Genomic DNA, 18,799 nt, shown 5'->3' with positions numbered 1-18,799 from the left:
ATCATGTGATTCTCCTATTTTCATATAGATGAAAGGAGCGAGTATGGAAGTAATACAATTATTGGCTATGTTTCGTGGAACAATTCCAAAAGATAGGGAGAAAATGGACCTATTTCTTCGTTATCAAGCGCAACATTTTGATGAGAAATGGCAGGATTTGGTAGAGAGTTTTTTGGCTGAAGAGGGCAAGATAGAAGAGATTCCTCACGTCTATTCTTTTGATCAAGATATTGTTTCTTTCCTAGAGGCCAGTTCTGAAAATCATGACCAAGATTTAGAAAGTTATACAAGAAATTTTGGACAAGCAGGTCTAAGTAAATTATCTCAATTAAGTAGTTGGGAGAAAAACTTGGTGCTAGAAGTCGCAACCTATAACCTTTCCACTCGATTTTACATCCAATCTGAAAAAGAGAAGTTAGAACCATTAAGTGAGCTTGTATTTCATCAGAATCAGGATGTCAATTTAGTCAATGTCTATCGGGTTGCGAATAATCTATCTGACCGTGTTAGTAGAGATATAGAGGAATTTCTGCTAATGGTTGATTCCAAAGAGCTTAAAAAAGAAGTTCTTGAGATTCATTTTGAAGAAAAAGAGGGAGCTGTTCTAGCCTATTTGGGTTCTGAATTAATGGCTACTTTAGATACCGTGACGGATCTTGTCCATCATGAAGAAAACTACACACAACTCCCACTGACACAAAAGCTGAAGATTATTACTCATTTTGATGAAGTAAAGGCTATAAGAGAAAAGTCTAAGCAAGTAGAGGAAGTGGTCTTACCTTTAGATAATATTGACCAGGTAGAAGAAAATGTGGAAGTTCATTCCCTATCTAAAGTAGATAAAATTGTAGAAGAAGCTTTGAGGGAATATCCAATCAGTTCACAAGTAAGTTATAAAGGTCAAGTATTTCAGTTGGTTTCGATTGAAAATGCCCAGTTAAATGACTTAGTTCGCCTAGAGCTATTCAATGATTCCAAGCAGTTATTTGAAGAAAATCCTATCTTATACTTGAACAGTTTGGAAGAGATTGAACAAGTATTGTCTCTCGTAGAACTTGCAAAAGAAGATTCAGAGATTGAGATTGATTCATCAAGAGAAAGTCAGGAAATAGATTTGTTTTCCTATCTGGAAGAAGAAAATGAAAATGAAAATGAAAAGGAAAAAGATAAGGAAACAGAAACGCTTATTTCAGATATAGAAGAGACGGATGTCCCCGTTAAAGATTTTGTTTTTCCAGATGATTTAGAGGACTTTTATCCTAAGACAAATCGAGAAAAGATTGAAACGAATATCGCCGCAATTGAACTTGTTAAAAGATTAGAAAAAGAGGGACGACAAGCGAATCCAGAAGAACAAGAGCTACTAGCCAAGTATGTCGGCTGGGGCGGTCTTGCCAATGAATTTTTCGATGAACTCAATCCAAAGTATGAAACAGAACGTTTAACTCTTAAGAGCTTAGTAAGTAAATCAGAATACTCGACCATGAAACAAAGTTCTCTCACAGCCTATTATACAGACCCACTGATTATTCGCCAGATTTGGCAAAAGTTACTGGATGATGGTTTTGAAGGAGGAAGGATATTAGATCCTTCTATGGGGACTGGGAACTTCTTTGCGGCGATGCCTAGAAGTATACGAGAGAGATCAGAACTCTATGGAGTTGAATTAGACAGTGTGACAGGCGCAATCGCAAAACAACTCCACCCCAATACCCATATTGAAGTGAGAGGATTTGAAGAAGTTCCCTATCAAAATAATAGTTTTGATTTAGTCTTAACGAATGTTCCGTTTGGAAATTTTCGGATTGCAGATAAAAACTATGATAAACCTTATATGATTCATGATTACTTTGTCAAACACTCACTTGATTTAGTAAGAGATGGAGGACAAGTGTCTATTATCTCATCTATCGGGACAATGGATAAGCGGACAGATAATGTCTTACAAGAAATTAAATCCAACACTCATTTTTTAGGGGGAGTTCGGTTGCCAGATACGGCTTTTAAAAAGATTGCAGGTACTCGAGTGACTACAGATCTCCTCTTCTTTCAAAAGGACCAAGCAAAGAATCTTAATGAAGAGGAGCTTGTCTTTAGTGGCTCTATTCCCTTTGAGGAGGATAAGCGTGTCTGGATCAATCCTTATTTTGATGGGAAATACAATACACAAGTTTTGGGTGAATATGAGGTACGTAATTTTAATGGAGGAACCCTCAATGTTAAGGGGGTATCAGAAATATTAGCTACTGACATTATGGAAGCATTAGAAAATGTGGAAGAACCTAAACCAATTGACAATTCTTTGAAAGCACCTGTTTTTATCCAAGAAGAAGTGGATAATTCGATCCCAAGTCGTATACGTGAGGACTTAGCGCTCTATTCTTTTGGATATGAGAGAAATCAAATTTATTACCGAGATACGCATGGCATTCGGAAAAGTTCAAAAGTAGACGAAATTAGTTATTATGTAGACGAGAAGGGAGAGTTTAAAGCTTGGGACAGTTCTTTGTCTGAACATAAAATAGACCGATTCGTGCAACTTCATTTGACAGATGAGGAAGCACTAGATGTTTACAAGTCAGAAGAAGCGAGTAAAAGAGGGAAATATAAGGGACTGTTCAAAAAAACTGTCTTTTATGAAAGTCCCTTATCGGATAAGGACATTAGTCGCATTAAGGGCATGGTTGTTTTGAGAGAGACCTATCAATCCTTAATTGAAATTCAACGTCATCCAGATTATAATCGGACAGATTTTCAGGTATTACTTAGTAAACTCAATCGTGACTATGACCGCTTTGTAAGTCAATTTGGATACTTGAATGCCTCCGTTAATCGGAACTTATTTGATAGTGACGATAAGTATTCTTTACTAGCAAGTTTAGAAGATGAATACATTGATTCTAAAGATCAGAAAGTAAAATATAAAAAATCTTTAGCCTTTGAGAAAGCATTGGTTAGGCCAGAGAGAGTGATTGCAAGAGTTTCAACGGCTCTAGATGCCTTAAACTCTAGTTTATCGGATGGTAGAGGGGTTGATTTAGACTATATGGTATCAATTTATCCCGAACATAGCCAGGCTGCTATTTTAGATGAGTTAGGTGACCAGATTTTAATAGATCCAGAAAGCTATTTAAGAGGGGAAAGAAAATATCTTTCTAAGAACCAGTTTTTATCAGGAGATATTCTCAACAAGATAGAAGTAGTTCAACTATTAGTGGAGGAAAACAACCAAGAATATGATTGGAACCACGCTTTAGATTTGTTAGAATCTGTTCGCCCTCCACGGATTCATCTGGCAGATATTGAGTTTAAAATAGGGTCACGTTGGATTCCTCAATCCGTTTATGGTAAATTTGCCTTTGAATGTTTTACCAATCGTGAATTTGAATTGTCTTCGCCTGATGTTGAACAAGTTATTGAAGTGAATCCTGTAGATGGCCAGGTTCATTTAAGGACATCATTTGTTTATCGCTATCCAAGTGCCAAAGATAGTAGTCTTGGAGTCAGTGGGTCACGTTATGATACAGGAAGAAAGATTTTTGAGAATTTACTAAATTCAAACCAACCGACGATTACTATGACTGTTACGGAAGGAGAAAAGAAAAAGACTATCACAGATTTGGAAAAAACCTCTGTTCTAAGAGCAAAAGAGCAGCATTTACAAGAGCTCTTTCAAGAATTTGTCTCACGGTATCCAGAAGTCCAACAAGTTATTGAGGAAAGCTATAATCGTCTTTATAATCGAACGGTTAGTCGAGAGTATGACGGTAGCCATCTAGTCATTGATGGCTTGGCACAAAATATCAGTCTTCGTCCTCACCAAGAGAATGCCATTCAAAGAATCGTAGAAGAAAAAAGAGCTTTATTAGCTCATGAGGTAGGTTCAGGAAAGACCTTGACCATGCTTGGTGCTGGGTTTAAATTAAAGGAGTTGGGGATGGTTCATAAGCCCTTGTATGTGGTGCCCTCTAGTTTGTCTGCTCAATTTGGCCAAGAAATCATGAAATTTTTCCCTACTAAAAAAGTCTTTGTGACCACTAAGAAAGATTTTGTGAAGGCGAGAAGAAAACAATTTGTGTCACGTATTATTACAGGAGATTACGATGCCATTGTCATTGGGGATTCTCAATTTGAAAAAATCCCTGTCAGTAAGGAAAGACAGATGAATTATATCGAGGATAAACTCAATGAACTACGAGAGATTAAAACACATTCAGAAAATAAGTATACCGTTAAAGAAGCAGAACAATCAATAAGTGGTCTAGAGAGACAATTGGAAGAACTCCAACGCTTTAATCGTGATAGTTTTATTGATTTTGAGAACTTAGGAATTGATTTTCTCTTTGTGGACGAAGCACATCACTTTAAAAATATTCGTCCGATTACTGGCCTAGGAAATGTAGCAGGGATTACCAATACAACGTCTAAGAAGAATGTGGATATGGAAATGAAGGTTCGACAGATTCAGGAAGAACATGATTTTAAGAATATTGTCTTTGCGACAGGAACACCTGTTTCCAATTCTATTAGTGAGCTCTACACTATGATGAACTACATTCAACCGGATATCTTAAAACGCTATCAAGTTGATTATTTTGACTCTTGGGTAGGTGCTTTTGGAGAAATTCAAAACTCTATGGAATTAGCTCCTACAGGGGATAAGTACCAACCTAAGAAACGATTCAAAAAGTTTGTCAATCTACCTGAGTTGATGAAAATCTATAAAGAAACAGCCGACATTCAAACACAAGATATGTTGGATTTACCTGTTCCAGAAGCTCATATTATCCCTATTGAGAGTGAGTTAACTGAAAACCAGAAACTCTATTTAGAAGAATTGGTTATGAGGTCAGATATGGTCAAATGTGGAACAGTTGATCCGATCCAGGATAACATGTTAAAGATAACAGGTGAGGCACGAAAACTAGCAATTGATATGCGTTTATTGGACTCTAGTTATAGTCTAGCAGACAATCATAAACTGCTTCAGGTAGTGGATAATGTTGAAAGAATTTATCGTGAGGGAATGGAACATAAGGCTACTCAGATGATTTTTTCAGATATTGGAACACCTAAGAAAAAGGACAATGGCTTTGATGTTTATTCTGAGATTAAGGCTTTATTAGTTGATAGAGGAGTCCCTAGTAAGGAAATTGCCTTTGTACATGATGCCAATAGTGATGAAAAGAAGAATAGCTTGTCTCGAAAGGTCAATGCAGGAGAGGTGCGGATTCTTCTTGCCTCAACTGAAAAAGGAGGAACAGGTTTAAATGTTCAGAGCAAGATGAAAGCAGTTCATCATCTGGATGTACCGTGGAGACCAAGTGACATTCAGCAACGCAATGGACGGATTATCCGACAAGGAAATGAAAATAAGGAAGTGGATATTTACCACTACATTACCAAAGGTTCGTTTGATAATTATCTATGGGCAACTCAGGAGAACAAACTCCGTTATATTAAGCAGATTATGACTTCTAAGGAGCCAATTCGTGCTGCAGAAGACATTGATGAGCAGACCATGACAGCTTCTGATTTTAAGGCACTAGCAACAGGTAATCCTTATCTCAAATATAAGATGGAACTAGAGAATGATCTAACTCTATTAGAAAATCAAAGACGCGCCTTTCAGCGCAGCAAGGATCACTATCGTCATACAATCTCTTACTGTGAAGAAAATATGCCCATTCTTGAGAAACGATTAAGCAAGTATGAAGGCGACATTCAACAGTCTGAAATGTCGAAAGACCAGGCATTTTCTATGACAGTAGGCAAACAAGCTTTTGAGCAACGAGCTGAAGCAGGGGAATCCCTACACCGTCTTATTCGTCATAATCAAGCTGACAGCAAAGAATTTCGTACCTTAGCAAGCTATCGAGGATTTGACATTAAAATGCTTAGTCTTCCAATAAATCAGCCTCTTCCTGAAACCTTCTCTGTTAAAATTGTAGGAGAAAATCAGTATTCTGTCAGTTTGGATTTGTATTCTCCTTTGGGGACAATTCAAAGACTTCAGCATACGATTGATCACATTAAAGAGGACCAAGTGAAAACTCAGAATTTATTGGATGAATTACAGGATAAATGGACTACTGCTAAAGTTGAAATTGAGAAAAATTTTCCAAAGGAAGAGGATTATCAAACTAAAAAGGCCGAATACGATGTACTCGCGCCATTGATTGAAACAGAAACGGATTTAGATATTATTGATCAGGCCTTAAGACAATTCCACGAAAAAGGAAAAGAAAAGCAAGAACAACTTTCTTTTGAATTAGATTAAAAAATAGATACAAATAGCGGACAAGAAAAGAAAAGCGCGGTAAAATAAAGATAGAAAGAAACGAGGTAACGATTATGATGGAAGATACCTATTATCAATTAGAAGAGGCTTTGGTACAGGGATTTCAAACACCTGAAGAATACCAAACCTACAAGGAATTAAAGGAACATTATGAGGAAGTGACAGGGGATTACAGCTTTTCCAAACGAGAACTTACTAGCCAATTGGAAATCGCTCTTCAGAATCATCGAGGTGTGGACTTTGAAGAATATGAAAAAGAGGACTATCTGGAATTGGTTCAAAAACTAGAAGAGTTTGATTCCTCTCTTGCCACCCATTATCGTCAATTGATTGACTAGAAAGGAGAAAGTCATGAATGATTTACTCCTTATCCCAGTAATTTTTTTAGCAGTAGGAGGAATTCTCATTCTTTTATGGAGACTCTTTCTTATTGCCAGTGGACTTTTCTTGATTGGTTTTGTCAGTTTCCTTATTTTCGTGGAGGTCTATGGAATTTATTTGTTCTTTACTGAACCGCCCCTTTATATGGAAGATTTATCCCAGAATGGTCTGATCAGTTTTACAGGATTTTATGTGGTCTTTAATCTAACCTTGCTTGTATGTAGTGTTTTGAAAATCATTAGTTGGACAAGAAGATTGAAAAGTAGCTGAGCAAGAGATTGTTCAGCTACTTTTTAATTGGGTACTATAAAAATTTTTCTCGAAAATAAAAAACTTGCACGATTTACTCATTACTTAGCCAATACTAGAGTTTATACTAGTTACTGTAAAGATGATCATCTAAAAGAAGGAAGTAGGCAACCTTATGGCTAAAAATACAAGTCGTCCAGAGATTGATTCTCTAAGTTTCGAGGTTGAAAACCAAGAACTTTCCGGTAAATCAGGTTCTGGTTGGTTTACAGCTGTTCAACTTACATTGGCGGGACGTTGTGAACGTTGGTTCACAGGCTCTTTCGAATGCACAACGAACAATGTGAAATGCGGATAGCCTAGATTTCGATACTCATCAATTTGAAAATGAAATTTTAAGTTAATATAAATTTGTAGAAATTAAACTGTTTTTAATGATTCTTTTACTTAAATTTTCATTTTCTTTGGAGAGTATAGAACTAGGTTTAAACCATAGTGAGTAGGAGGAGAATAAAATGAGAAATCCAGTAATACAGACATCTAATTTATCAAAATCCTATGATGGGAAAATTATCTTAGATAAGATAGACTTTACGCTAAAACAGGGAGAAATTTATGGCTTACTAGGAAGAAATGGAGCTGGAAAGACAACCTTTATCAAGGCTATTTTAGGCTTGACAGCTATGGATAGTGGTGAAGTGAATATTCTATCTGAAAAACTGTTAGGTGAATTTTCTAAGGATTTGCTATCTCAAATCGGTGTGGTATTGGACAGTGCTTCTTTTTATCCTAATTTAACGGGACCTGAAAATCTCTCTATTTTTGCAAGATTGAGAGGAATTTCGCTAAAACAGGTAGAGCAAGCTTTACAAGTAGTAGGATTAGATGGGGAAAATAAAAAACTATTCAAGCAGTATTCTCTGGGAATGAAGCAAAGGTTAGCAATTGCTAACGCTATTATGCACCAGCCGAAAATTCTGATATTAGATGAACCAACAAATGGTTTGGATCCTATTGGTATCCTTGAAATGCGCCGTTATCTAAAGGAACTCAGTACCAATCATGGCATTTCGATTTTAATATCCAGTCACATTATTTCAGAACTTGAAAAGCTTGTAGATAGAGTTGGGATACTGCATGATGCCCACCTTATGGCTGAAAAGACTATGCAGGAATTAATAGATGGTGCAGATAAAAGGAAAATCCACCTAATTGTTTCGGATGCTCCTCAAGCTAAGGAAGTGCTTTGCAGGATAAATCTGCAAGAACAGATTAGTATTCTTTCGGATATAGAACTTGAACTTCAGGGAGAATCACCTACTTTTGACATTGCAGTCGTATCTAACTCCTTAAAAGATAACGGAATAGTTCTAAAAGAATATTCTTATAAAAACAATGAAAGTTTAGAGGATTACTTTAAGCGGGTAACAGGAGGTGAGGGAATTGCTTGATTTAGTGAAGATTGAATTTCTCAAACAAAGGCATCAAAAACTGAATTTTGTCGTATATGGTGTTGTTTCCCTCTACCTAGCTCTCATCTGTTATTATGTAAATGATGCGAGAGGCTTGTTTGACTCCTTTCCCTTTGTCTATAAATTTTCTTTGTCTTATTTAAACTTTTTGATTCTCCCTTTGTATTGTGTTTCCTATACAATACAGGCATTTGGTGTAGAATATCGCTATCGCATCATGAACAACTTGAAACTCGCTTCAGCAAATCTAATGAAGACATTCTGGGCTAAGATTTTGTATATAGAAATCAACGCTCTGTGTATCATGTTATTCACCTATATTTCGGTTTCCTTATTCGCACTACTATCCCGCTTTTCTTCGACAGTCAGTTTGTCTTTATTATTAAGATTCTTCTATCTTTGTATGAGTAGTGGTATCTTAATTCCCATGGGAGTATTTCCTTTAGTTGCTTTGGTCATGATAAAAGTCAGAGGCAAGGAGATAGTTGGGAATTTGGTCGGTGTCATGTATGTTTTAGTGTCATTTTTTTTAGCAAGGACGAGTCCAAATATCAGTCCAGTAACAAGTGCTAACAGTTTAATCTGGGAAGGAAACAGAGAAGGAGTGGTGCTTCAACAGCCAGCTATCTTATCGATTGTTGTACTAGATTTATCTTTACTTGTTTTGTCTTTCTTGTCCATTAAATCTTGGTTAAGAAAGGTGGATGAATAAATGTTGATGCTAGAATTGACTAAACTAAGAAGGCGAAAGATACTGTATATGATTCCCTTTGTAGCCATCCTGCTCTTTTTGTTAGAGTTTATGATTGGTCATCAGATTTATCAAGGGCATTCGTACGGTAGTGTGAATGGCTGGTATGTAGAAAATGGTTTCTTCTTTTTGAACTACTATTTTCTCCTCCCTTTTGCGAGCATGATTTTAGTGGATTTGATAAGAATAGAACAAGTGTCTAAAACGATTTCAAATCTCAGACTAATTCCTGTCGATTTGAAACAATTACTCCAAGCGAAATTTATGCTTGCTTTGTTGATTAATCTACTAGTCAGTGAATTCACTTTTTTGGCTATGCTGGTCCTAGAGTTAATGGATGGTGATTTTGCTTTCTCTAGTCTTGCAATGTTATCTTGGGGACTTGTTTATGGAGCAATTGCTTTTGCTTATACACTGTCTGCTGGTATTATTGTCCTCTTCTTAGGAAAATATCGGAAGGAACTTATCCTTGCCCTACCACTTGCCTTTTTATTGTCATTTGCAGGTTTGTTTGCTTTAACAACGGTTGTTGGGCGGTATTATCTGGCAAATTTACTACTAATCATCATGGAGCAATTTACGGTTTTAACAGTTTCTGTATATGCCATTTGGTTGGTTACCTTGGTGGCATGTCTCCTTTATTTGTTGGCAGATAAACGCATGATGAACATTATTTTTGCTTATAAATGACTGTAATCATAACTTTCAGAGTTATAATTACAGCGGATTTAAATATTTGTTACTGGTATCTCTTTTGAATTTTTTAATCCCAAAGGTTTGAGGTGTCACTATATTTAATAAGAGAAATCAGTAACTAGAAAGGGATTCAACAATTATGTCTGATTGGAAAAAACCTATTTACGAATCACTAAGTACAGAAGGTAATCCAGCTGGGGATATCTTGCGTGAACTTAGCGATAGCGAGATGGACCAAACTATGGCTGGCGGAACAGCTAGATCTTATTGTGCATGTTATTCAGGAGAGCATTCTTGTGGTCGTGGTTGTACTATCACCACAGAGTGTCCTTTCTTAACATTCATTTGTTGTTAATAGATTAATTCTATTGAATCTTTGGGATAGGTGACACCTAAAAGTAGGATGTCACCTGTTATTTTATATTTAGGAGTTGAAAATGAATCGAAAATTAAACATAACAGATTTTAAAGATGCTTCTTATTTCTCTGAAAGAAAAATTTCTAGTCATGATTTAGGGGATGGTTTGAAATCAAGAAAAAGAAAAGAGTATTGGGATAATTTTATTGGAGAAGGTTCTAATGAATTTTGGGAATATTTACAAGAAAAAAATGATTTTTCTAAACATGATTTAGATATTTTTTTGGAAGAACGTACATATGATGTGAAAGATATAGATTCATTTTCACATATGAACGAATTTATAGAGTTCTTTTTTAAGAGAAATGATTATACATTACCAGAGTTTTATATAGTTGACAGTGAGGGAAAACGAAAACCTATTTTCAGTAATTTTGTCATACCATTTTTGAAATTTGCTGCCTATAAACTTGAAGATAATTTGAGTAGTCAGAATTTGAAAGTCACTAGAGACGTCTTGAATAGTTTATTAATTGCGTTATTCCAACAAATTTTGAATATTTCTTACAGAACATTGATATTAGAATTACAAGTTCTGAAAGAACAAAATATGTTAAAAGGTGAAACTGGAGAAAAAAGATTTAAATATTTTTCAGAAATATACTTATCGGACCATTTTTGGGATATATTAAAAGAATATCCTGTTATGTTTCGATTGATTATTGAAAATATTCAAAATTGGGTTACTAATAATGTAGAATTTTTAACAAACCTAAAAGAAGATAAAGCATTATTACAGGAACATTTTTCTATCAATGGGGAGTTAACAAAGATTGAATCTGGTGTGTCAGATTTTCATAATCATGGAAAATCAGTATATCTCCTTTGGTTTGGAACAAATAAGTTAGTATATAAACCAAGAGATTTAATATTGGATGTGAAGTTTCAAAACTTGCTTAGCTGGTACAACCTGAAATTCAATAAAAATCTATATGTAACAAATATTTTGAATCGTGGAAATTATGGATGGGTAGAGTACATAGAACACTTACCATGCACATATGAATCTGATTTTATTCAGTTTTATACACATCTAGGATACTTGTTATTCTTATTATTTGCTATGAGGGGAAACGATATTCATTTTGAAAATATCATAGCTAATGGTAATAGACCAGTTCTTGTCGATATTGAAACATTATTTCATAATACAACGGAATACAGAAAGGAATACGAAACGGCAGATAAACTAATATTCTCTTTATTAGAAAAATCTGTGAAAAGAGTAGGTATTTTACCTAATATAGTTTGGGGTAAAGATGGGAACTCTGGGGTGGATATTAGCGGTCTAAGTTCAAGCGCAGGAGAGATGATTCCGATTGAACGTGCAAGTATCATGCATAGTATGACGGATGAAATGAAAATTGGTTATGAACAATCCGCATTGCAAAGTAAAGATAATCAGCCTTTTATTCTATCGGGCAAGGACGTTGATTTGAATTCATATAAAAATTACGTTTCTGCTGGCTTTAAAGAAGCTTATGAAATTATTTCAAAAGATCCTTCATCAATAGAAGAGTTTCTGGTTGAGATAGAAAAATTTAATAATGCGTATTCTAGACAAATAATGAGGCCCACACAATTTTATTCTAATTTAATACAAACATCTTATCATCCTAGTTTTTTAAGGAGTGGTCTAGATAGGGAAATGTTATTTTCAAAAGTTTGGAAAATAGTTTTTGAGGATAAAAAAGTACAAAGAATAGCTAGTTCAGAATTCGAATCATTATTATTGGGTGATATTCCATTATTTCAGACAAAAATATCTGATAGATTCTTATGTTCTGAACTAACGAAATATCAAAATTTCTTTAATATTTCAGGAATAGAATTAGTAATTCAACAAATAAGAGACTTTTGTCAGAAGGATATGGAATTTCAGTTAAATTTGATTGAAACAACTTTGAATTACGATCCTTCGTATAATTTAGTTCAGGATTCTTTTGTGCCTCTAAAACCATCTGTAAAAGTGATACATAATTTAAATGAGAAAGAAATACAAGAAACAAAAAGTAGAATTGTACCTCTAACAGAAAAAATTGCTGACTATTTATCTAAAATTTCATATAGTGGTACTTCAGGAGATATATGCTGGGTAGACATGAACATACTGGGAGAGAAAACGAATGATTGGAATATGGTTCCAATCGGATGTGATCTGTATAATGGTATATCAGGTATTATGTTATTCTATTTATTCTTATATTTGGAGACCAAGAAAACAGATTATCTCATATACTTGAAAAAATGTTACCGATCTCTCAAGTATTATTTAGATTCAAGAAAGCAATTTGCTAATCACTCTCAGGTATTGTTTGGAGGTTTTTCTGGAGAGACACCCATTATATATGTATTATTGTTGCTGAAGACAAGGATGGCTGAACACTTTAATTCTGATGAACTAGATGTTTATATCTATGATATTATTGATGATTTGAAAAAAGGATATAGAAATGATGAAAATTTTGATGTTCTTGTAGGTTCTGCTGGTGCGATTATACATTTGCTAAATGTATTTGAAGTTACTAGAGACGAAGCTCTCTTGATATTAGCGCATGATATATTTAGTCATTTAGAAAAAAATTCTATAAAAATTACTATTGAAGGGCAAGATGGAAGAGCATGGAAAGGAACGATGGCTTCCAATCCTTTAGCGGGTTTTGCACACGGAGTTTCAGGAATTGTGTGGGCGTTGTCAAAACTTAGTAGATATTTCCCAGAAGATAAAAAGCTTAAAACTATAATTAAACAAGGTATAATTTTTGAAAATTCTATGTTTGATACTGAAAAATCTAATTGGTCAGATTATAGAGAAACAGAAAGTGGTATCAAATATAAAGATATTGTTGAAAATATTCCTGTTTCATGGTGTCATGGTGCTCCGGGTATACTTATAAGTAGATTAGAATTGTATAAAAATAATACATTAAATATAGAGTTTCGAAAAACAATGAAATCTGATATGGATGTAGCTATTGATACAACAATAAAATATGGTTTTGGAAAAAGCCACTGTCTATGCCATGGAGACTTAGGGAATCTAAACATTCTATTTTATGTTGCTAAGAAAACGAACTCTGAGCATTTATACAGCGTAGTTTACTCCTATCTTAATACGATTCTTGATGATTTAGAATCAGAAAATTGGAAATGCGGTCTTCCGTATAAGAATTCTCCAAGTCTAATGAGTGGAATAGCTGGAATAGGATTAGGCTTACTAACTTTGAATAATTTATCAATTCCTTCTGTAATTAATCTAGAAATTTGGTGATTCAAATTGAAAAAGGTAAAATTCATACAACAATTATCTGATACCAGTTGTGGTTTAGCATGCATGGCAATGATTTTAGATTATTATGGGCATGAGGCAAACTTATATGAATTATGCTGTGATTTTGAGAATTCAAGGGATGGATTATCCATTAGAGATATTAAAAATATAGCTTCTTATTTTGGATTGGATTCAAAGGCGTCTGAGATTTTAAATGTTAAAACATTTTTGGGGAACAAAATTGTAGAACCCTATATAGCTTTAACTAGTAATGCTCATTATATTGTAGTGGAAAAACATAATGAGCATAGTGTAGTATTCATCGATCCAGAACAAGGTAGAATAACAGAAGATATATCAAACTTTGCAAATAATATATCTGGTATTGTAATCTTCTTCTCACCAAATAGGAAATTTACTAAAAAAAAGAAACATAATAATTTTTTTAAAATATTGAAGATAGGTAAAATTGATATTAAAAGGCTAAGTTATATTTCTTTAATATCAATCTTGGTACAGAGTCTCACCTTATTATTACCTTTGCTAACAAGATTTATTATTGATAATGTAATTAGTCAAGGAGAAATGTATCATTTAGGGATGCTTATTTCAGTTTTTTCCTTAATTATATTTTATGCGTTATTTAGCTTCATACGAACTAAATTAATCATTATAGTTGAGAAGAGATACATATTTACATTAAAAGATAAAATTGTTGGCAAAATTTTCACTCTACCTATGAAATTTTTTGATAGTAGATCTTCAGGTGAAATTGTAACTCGAATCAATAATTTAGATTCTTTAGAGAAAATAATTTCAAGTGGAATATCAAGTTTGTTAATTGATTTATCTACAATTATTATTGCTTTTATAGCTATGGCAATGATTTCATTATATTTTACACTTATAATCACATGTTTTGCTGTGTTTTTATTCATTGTTTTATATTTTTTGTTAAAAAAATTGGAAGAAAAGAATTCGAATTTTATCAGTTCTAAAGAATTGACTCAAGGTTATTTGATGGAAATTTTTTCTAATCTATTATTTTTGAAAGTCTCAGCAAAAGGAGATGTTTCATATTCTAAATGGAAAGAAATGTTTAATAATGAGCTTAAATTTGATGTTGAGCGTGAAAATTATCTAAATATTTTTCAGACTTTTATTGCTATTTATAGACTCGTACCAAACTTACTAATTTTAATTTTGGGAGGACTAGAAGTACAGCAGCATATGATGTCTCTGGGGAATTTAATGTCATTTTTATCATTGGTTTCTTTGCTTCTTTCACCTATTACTCTAATCGTACAAAACTGTTTTCAATTTCAATTTTGTTTTACAATTTTAGATAGAGTTTTTGATATCATTTATACTCCAGAAGAGAAAAATCAATTTTCTATTTCTAAACTACCCCCATTTGAAATGATGACTTTCAGAAATTTGAGTTTTGCTTATAGTAGTGCCTATAAAGTTATTTATGATATATCATTAACTATTAAGAAAGGTGAACGTATTGCTATAGTGGGGAGGACAGGTTGCGGAAAAACTACACTTATTAAATTATTGCTACGGCTGTATGATGTAGAGAAAAATACGATTTTATATAATGGTAATGATATTAATTTATTTGATTTAAATAGTTATAGGAAGAGTTTCGGAGTTGTTTTACAAAATGATGTAATGTTTAACGACACTGTGATTTCCAATATAGATTTAACTCATAGCCATTCTATGGAGGATGTCATTTCTGCAGCAAGTTTAGCTGAATTAGATATAGAGATTAATAATATGCCCATGGGATACTATACTAGTATTGGGGATAATGGTAATAATTTATCAGGTGGGCAAAGGCAACGCTTAGCAATAGCTCGAGCTATTTTGCAAAATCCAGAGATTATGATTTTTGATGAAGGTACTGGTCAATTGGACACTATAACAGAGAAGAAAATAATGGATAATTTAAAACATAAAGGAATTACCCAAATTTTTATAACTCATAGACTATCTAACGCTCAGGAATATGATAATATTATTGTTATGGATAACGGTAAAATCATAGATAGCGGAAAACATGATGAGTTATGTGGTAAAGAAGGTATGTATAAAAGGCTTTTTGAAACCTCATATAATTAATTTTGATTAGGTTTTATGAGTCTGTACAAAAAGTCTCGAAAAGCAGAACACGCATAATATCAAGAACCACAAAAACCTTGATACTATGCGTTTTATTGTAGGAAGCTTTACTAAATTTTCTACTGAAAATTTAGTATTAGACCATACTTTTTTCTTGTGATAAAACTTACAAGTCCTTAGCTAGAGGAATTTGATTCCTCTCTTGCCACTCATTACCGTCAGTTGATTGATTAGAAAGGAGAAAGTCATGAATGATTTACTCCTTATCCCAGTAATTTTTTTAGCAGTAGGAGGAATTCTCATTCTTTTATGGAGGCTCTTCCTTATTGCCAGTGGACTTTTCCTGATTGGTTTTGTCAGTTTTTTATTTTTGTGGAGGGTTATGGAATTTATCTGTTCTTTACTGAATCCAACCTTTATGTAGAAGATTTAGCCCAGAATGGTCTGATAAGCTTTACAGGATTTTATGTGATTTTTAATCTATTCTTGCTCATTTTTGTTTTTTTGAAAATCATCAGTTGGAAAAGAAGATTAAAAAGTAGCTGAGCAAGAGATTGTTCAGCTACTTTTTAATATCTGCCGATGAAATTTTTTCTTTAAAGTAATCATCCCACTTATTGGCTTCATCTTTTGTAAAGAGTAGAGAAACAGTTTTAAGTATTGTTTGATGAATGTTATCGGCTTCTTCTTTGTCACACCAAATATACATATAGATTGCTTTGAATTCAGATATACATAATTTCTCATAAGTAAAATATGTAGGAAACTGTTTACGAGATAATAATTGGAGCAGTGCTTTGCTGGCATTTTTTTCACGTCTTGCTAAAAGAACAGACAGACAATTAATGACAGTATCAATTTTTATGCGATCTAGATTGTTTCGCAGTTGATTGGGAGTGTTTTTTAAAATACTATCTGTAAATAGGACTAGAGCTTCTGTCGTAAAATGATGAACAATATTTCCTAGCAAGCCAACATCTAAATTGGTCCAATAATCTAAGGAGAAAAAATAATCTGTCAATTCAGAAATAATTTCAGGTGTGGGTTCTTTTTCTTGAAGTTTAGAAATTATAACATCAAGAACTAAAGAGATAATATGGTAGATGTAGTGTTTTTTAGCGACAAAAAATTCTTGAAATGTTTCACGCTTTTGTATGAGAACTGCAATATCTTGAGTTTGTAGAGCATTCTCCACTTGGGTCATCAATTCTAGGAACTCTGCATCTTGAAAAGCACTCCATTCAAATACTTCGTTGATTTCAACAACCATAAAACCAAGTAATTGTAATAACACATCATTAGATAGATTTGTTTTCCCTTTTTCAAAATCAGAAATGCTACTTGCGCTACCTGCGACATTGGCCAGATCTCGTAGTGATAGCTTGCGTTGTTTTCGAATGGCTTTAAATTTTTCTTGAATATTCATGTACGGATTTCCGAATTTCTTCTTTACACTTTTTTTAATATTATATAATAAGAGCATCAAAATTGAAAGGAGTTTTATTATGGTTATCCAAGAAATTGTCGAACACGACATGGAACAAGACTATGGAATTGAATTTAATAATTTAGTCTGTGGTGCTGGTTGCTAGTAATTTTATTAGCTAAGTTGTTATTTAATTGAACAGTAAAATTCCTACATATTTTTGAGATAAACTGTTTAATTAGAGTGTTAAAAGGTAATAAAAATATGCTTTTATTATCTAAGTGTATTGTAGCGTGCAGAGTACGATTTTGAGATTAATTCTGCACGCTGTTTCTTGATGGAGAAGATGAGATGAAGTATTCAAATTATGTAATAGAATTGAAAAAAGAAAATCATACCTTCTTATTTAATACCAAGAACAATATTTCTTTGAAAATTGAAAATAAACTTTTGGATAAGATTGAGAAGGATAATCATATCAAAAGCGAGTTTGAATCTTTTTTAAAATCTCAAGATTTTGATGAAAAAGAAAATGAGTTAAACAAAATGATTGAGTTATTTAGGAAAAGGGATGAAACAACTTTGAGAATTATTATTTTAGCTCATGGTGATTGTAATTTTAGATGCAAATATTGTTATGAAAAATTTTCAAATTGTACTATTACATCTCAAAAAACTGGAATAATAGATTTTGTAAATCAAAAATTATCTGAGAAAAATTTTGAAGACTTACATGTATCTTGGTTTGGAGGAGAACCATTACTAGGATATCGAGATATTTTAGATATTTCAAAAGAATTGATTTCAATTTCTCAAAAGTTAGGGATTCGCTATCACGCTGATATGACAACGAACGGATATTTGTTAAATCGTACAGTATTAGAGCGATTAGTGACAGAATGTTACGTGAAAACATACCAAGTTACAGTAGATGGTTCTCGTGAAGGGCATGACAATCAGCGTATTTTGAAAAATGGTCATGGTTCCTATGATCGCATTATGAAAAACTTAAAAAATGCAATAAATTTAGAATCTCAATTCCACATTATGATTCGCTTGAATGTTTCTCAGGAAAATTATAAGAATATTGAAAAATTTTTATTAGAAGATGCACAGGTTTTTAAAAATGATAAGCGATTTCATCTGCTATTTCGAAATGTAGGAGATTGGGGATGCGGTGATAGAAAAGAGGGATACGAGGTAAAACGATTTGAGTCAGATGTTTCTTTTGAATTATCAAAAAGTGCAATTAAATTAGGGTACAGATTATTTGATGATTTTGTATTCAGAAGTAATTATTCATCATGTTATGCTCAAAAACCAAACTCTTATACGATTGACACAAAAGGGAATCTATTAAAATGTACTGTTAGTCTCTATGACGAAGAAAATAAAATAGGTGAACTAGGAAATAGTGTCATTAACGAGAACAATCAAAAAAGATGGGTACATTCTTATCAATTTGACTCTAAATGTCAAAAATGTCAATTGTTGCTAGTTTGTAAGGGCGGAGCTTGCCCTAAGAGAGATATTTTCAATGAGACTAGTTTTGAGGAAAAATGCTTCAAAATGAGAAGAAATATTATGAACAATTTTGAATTATCAATTTGTTCCAATAATATAAATTATGAATTGAAAGCTGACTAAGATGAAAACAATCGTAAAAATCATTTCAAAATGGAAACTACTTTGTTTCGTTATCTT

Annotated in this window: 12 protein-coding genes and 1 pseudogene; 12 read left to right on the top strand and 1 reads right to left on the bottom strand. The window is 33.2% G+C overall.

Annotation, left to right across the window (positions count from 1 at the left end; genetic code table 11):
- The first annotated feature begins 43 nt into the window (after positions 1-43).
- From ACLNCV_RS06110 to ACLNCV_RS06060, 11 genes and pseudogenes are all read left to right on the top strand, one after another.
- Positions 44-6,280 carry a DEAD/DEAH box helicase family protein gene (locus ACLNCV_RS06110; protein ID WP_424845003.1) on the top strand — a complete coding sequence of 2,079 codons (6,237 nt, stop codon included), beginning with the start codon at positions 44-46 and terminating at the stop codon, positions 6,278-6,280.
- Positions 6,281-6,354: 74 nt separating this feature from the next.
- Complete coding sequence (locus ACLNCV_RS06105; RefSeq protein ID WP_424845002.1) at positions 6,355-6,639, top strand: DUF5962 family protein; 285 nt, start codon at positions 6,355-6,357, stop codon at positions 6,637-6,639.
- Entirely contained in the window at positions 6,632-6,952 is a 321-nt protein-coding gene (locus tag ACLNCV_RS06100; protein ID WP_371483369.1) for a DUF5966 family protein, read from the top strand. The genes ACLNCV_RS06105 and ACLNCV_RS06100 overlap by 8 nt, the downstream gene beginning before the upstream one ends.
- A gap of 154 nt (positions 6,953-7,106) precedes the next feature.
- Positions 7,107-7,289: a salivaricin M family lantibiotic gene (gene slmA, locus ACLNCV_RS06095; protein WP_371483371.1), complete on the top strand. Its 183-nt coding sequence runs from the start codon at positions 7,107-7,109 to the stop codon at positions 7,287-7,289.
- Positions 7,290-7,446: 157 nt separating this feature from the next.
- Entirely contained in the window at positions 7,447-8,382 is a 936-nt protein-coding gene (locus ACLNCV_RS06090; RefSeq protein ID WP_084888244.1) for an ABC transporter ATP-binding protein, read from the top strand.
- Positions 8,375-9,115 carry an ABC transporter permease gene (locus tag ACLNCV_RS06085; RefSeq protein ID WP_424845001.1) on the top strand — a complete coding sequence of 247 codons (741 nt, stop codon included), beginning with the start codon at positions 8,375-8,377 and terminating at the stop codon, positions 9,113-9,115. The genes ACLNCV_RS06090 and ACLNCV_RS06085 overlap by 8 nt, the downstream gene beginning before the upstream one ends.
- A complete protein-coding gene (locus ACLNCV_RS06080) occupies positions 9,116-9,844 on the top strand; it encodes an ABC transporter permease (protein WP_247935387.1) in 729 nt (242 codons plus the stop codon).
- Positions 9,845-9,989: 145 nt separating this feature from the next.
- A complete protein-coding gene (locus ACLNCV_RS06075; RefSeq protein ID WP_084946468.1) occupies positions 9,990-10,205 on the top strand; it encodes a plantaricin C family lantibiotic in 216 nt (71 codons plus the stop codon).
- Between the two features lie 82 nt (positions 10,206-10,287).
- Entirely contained in the window at positions 10,288-13,539 is a 3,252-nt protein-coding gene (locus ACLNCV_RS06070; protein ID WP_424845000.1) for a type 2 lanthipeptide synthetase LanM family protein, read from the top strand.
- Positions 13,540-13,545: 6 nt separating this feature from the next.
- On the top strand, positions 13,546-15,669 hold the full coding sequence (locus tag ACLNCV_RS06065; RefSeq protein WP_424844999.1) for a peptidase domain-containing ABC transporter: 2,124 nt from the start codon (positions 13,546-13,548) through the stop codon (positions 15,667-15,669).
- A 247-nt stretch (positions 15,670-15,916) separates the two neighbouring features.
- Positions 15,917-16,215 (top strand): annotated as a pseudogene (locus ACLNCV_RS06060) (DUF5966 family protein).
- A gap of 16 nt (positions 16,216-16,231) precedes the next feature.
- Here ACLNCV_RS06060 and ACLNCV_RS06055 read toward each other — a convergent pair.
- Complete coding sequence (locus ACLNCV_RS06055; protein ID WP_049478759.1) at positions 16,232-17,095, bottom strand: helix-turn-helix domain-containing protein; 864 nt, start codon at positions 17,093-17,095, stop codon at positions 16,232-16,234.
- 351 nt (positions 17,096-17,446) lie between these two features.
- Here ACLNCV_RS06055 and ACLNCV_RS06050 point away from each other — a divergent pair, with 351 nt between their 5' ends.
- Positions 17,447-18,742: a radical SAM protein gene (locus ACLNCV_RS06050; RefSeq protein ID WP_424844998.1), complete on the top strand. Its 1,296-nt coding sequence runs from the start codon at positions 17,447-17,449 to the stop codon at positions 18,740-18,742.
- Positions 18,743-18,799 lie beyond the last annotated feature (57 nt).

The organism is Streptococcus sp. CL5.50, from assembly GCF_049738015.1.
Lineage (GTDB): Bacteria > Bacillota > Bacilli > Lactobacillales > Streptococcaceae > Streptococcus > Streptococcus mitis_CA.
This window is presented reverse-complemented; position numbering and strand designations above follow the sequence as displayed.

Bases quoted from the DNA above. Each gene is read 5' to 3' on its own strand.
- ACLNCV_RS06050 (WP_424844998.1), top strand. From the start codon at position 17,447: ATGAAGTATTCAAATTATGTAATAGAATTGAAAAAAGAAAATCATACC.
- ACLNCV_RS06105 (WP_424845002.1), top strand. From the start codon at position 6,355: ATGATGGAAGATACCTATTATCAATTAGAAGAGGCTTTGGTACAGGGA.
- ACLNCV_RS06075 (WP_084946468.1), top strand. From the start codon at position 9,990: ATGTCTGATTGGAAAAAACCTATTTACGAATCACTAAGTACAGAAGGT.
- ACLNCV_RS06070 (WP_424845000.1), top strand. From the start codon at position 10,288: ATGAATCGAAAATTAAACATAACAGATTTTAAAGATGCTTCTTATTTC.
- ACLNCV_RS06110 (WP_424845003.1), top strand. From the start codon at position 44: ATGGAAGTAATACAATTATTGGCTATGTTTCGTGGAACAATTCCAAAA.
- ACLNCV_RS06080 (WP_247935387.1), top strand. From the start codon at position 9,116: ATGTTGATGCTAGAATTGACTAAACTAAGAAGGCGAAAGATACTGTAT.
- slmA (WP_371483371.1), top strand. From the start codon at position 7,107: ATGGCTAAAAATACAAGTCGTCCAGAGATTGATTCTCTAAGTTTCGAG.
- ACLNCV_RS06055 (WP_049478759.1), bottom strand. From the start codon at position 17,095: ATGAATATTCAAGAAAAATTTAAAGCCATTCGAAAACAACGCAAGCTA.
- ACLNCV_RS06090 (WP_084888244.1), top strand. From the start codon at position 7,447: ATGAGAAATCCAGTAATACAGACATCTAATTTATCAAAATCCTATGAT.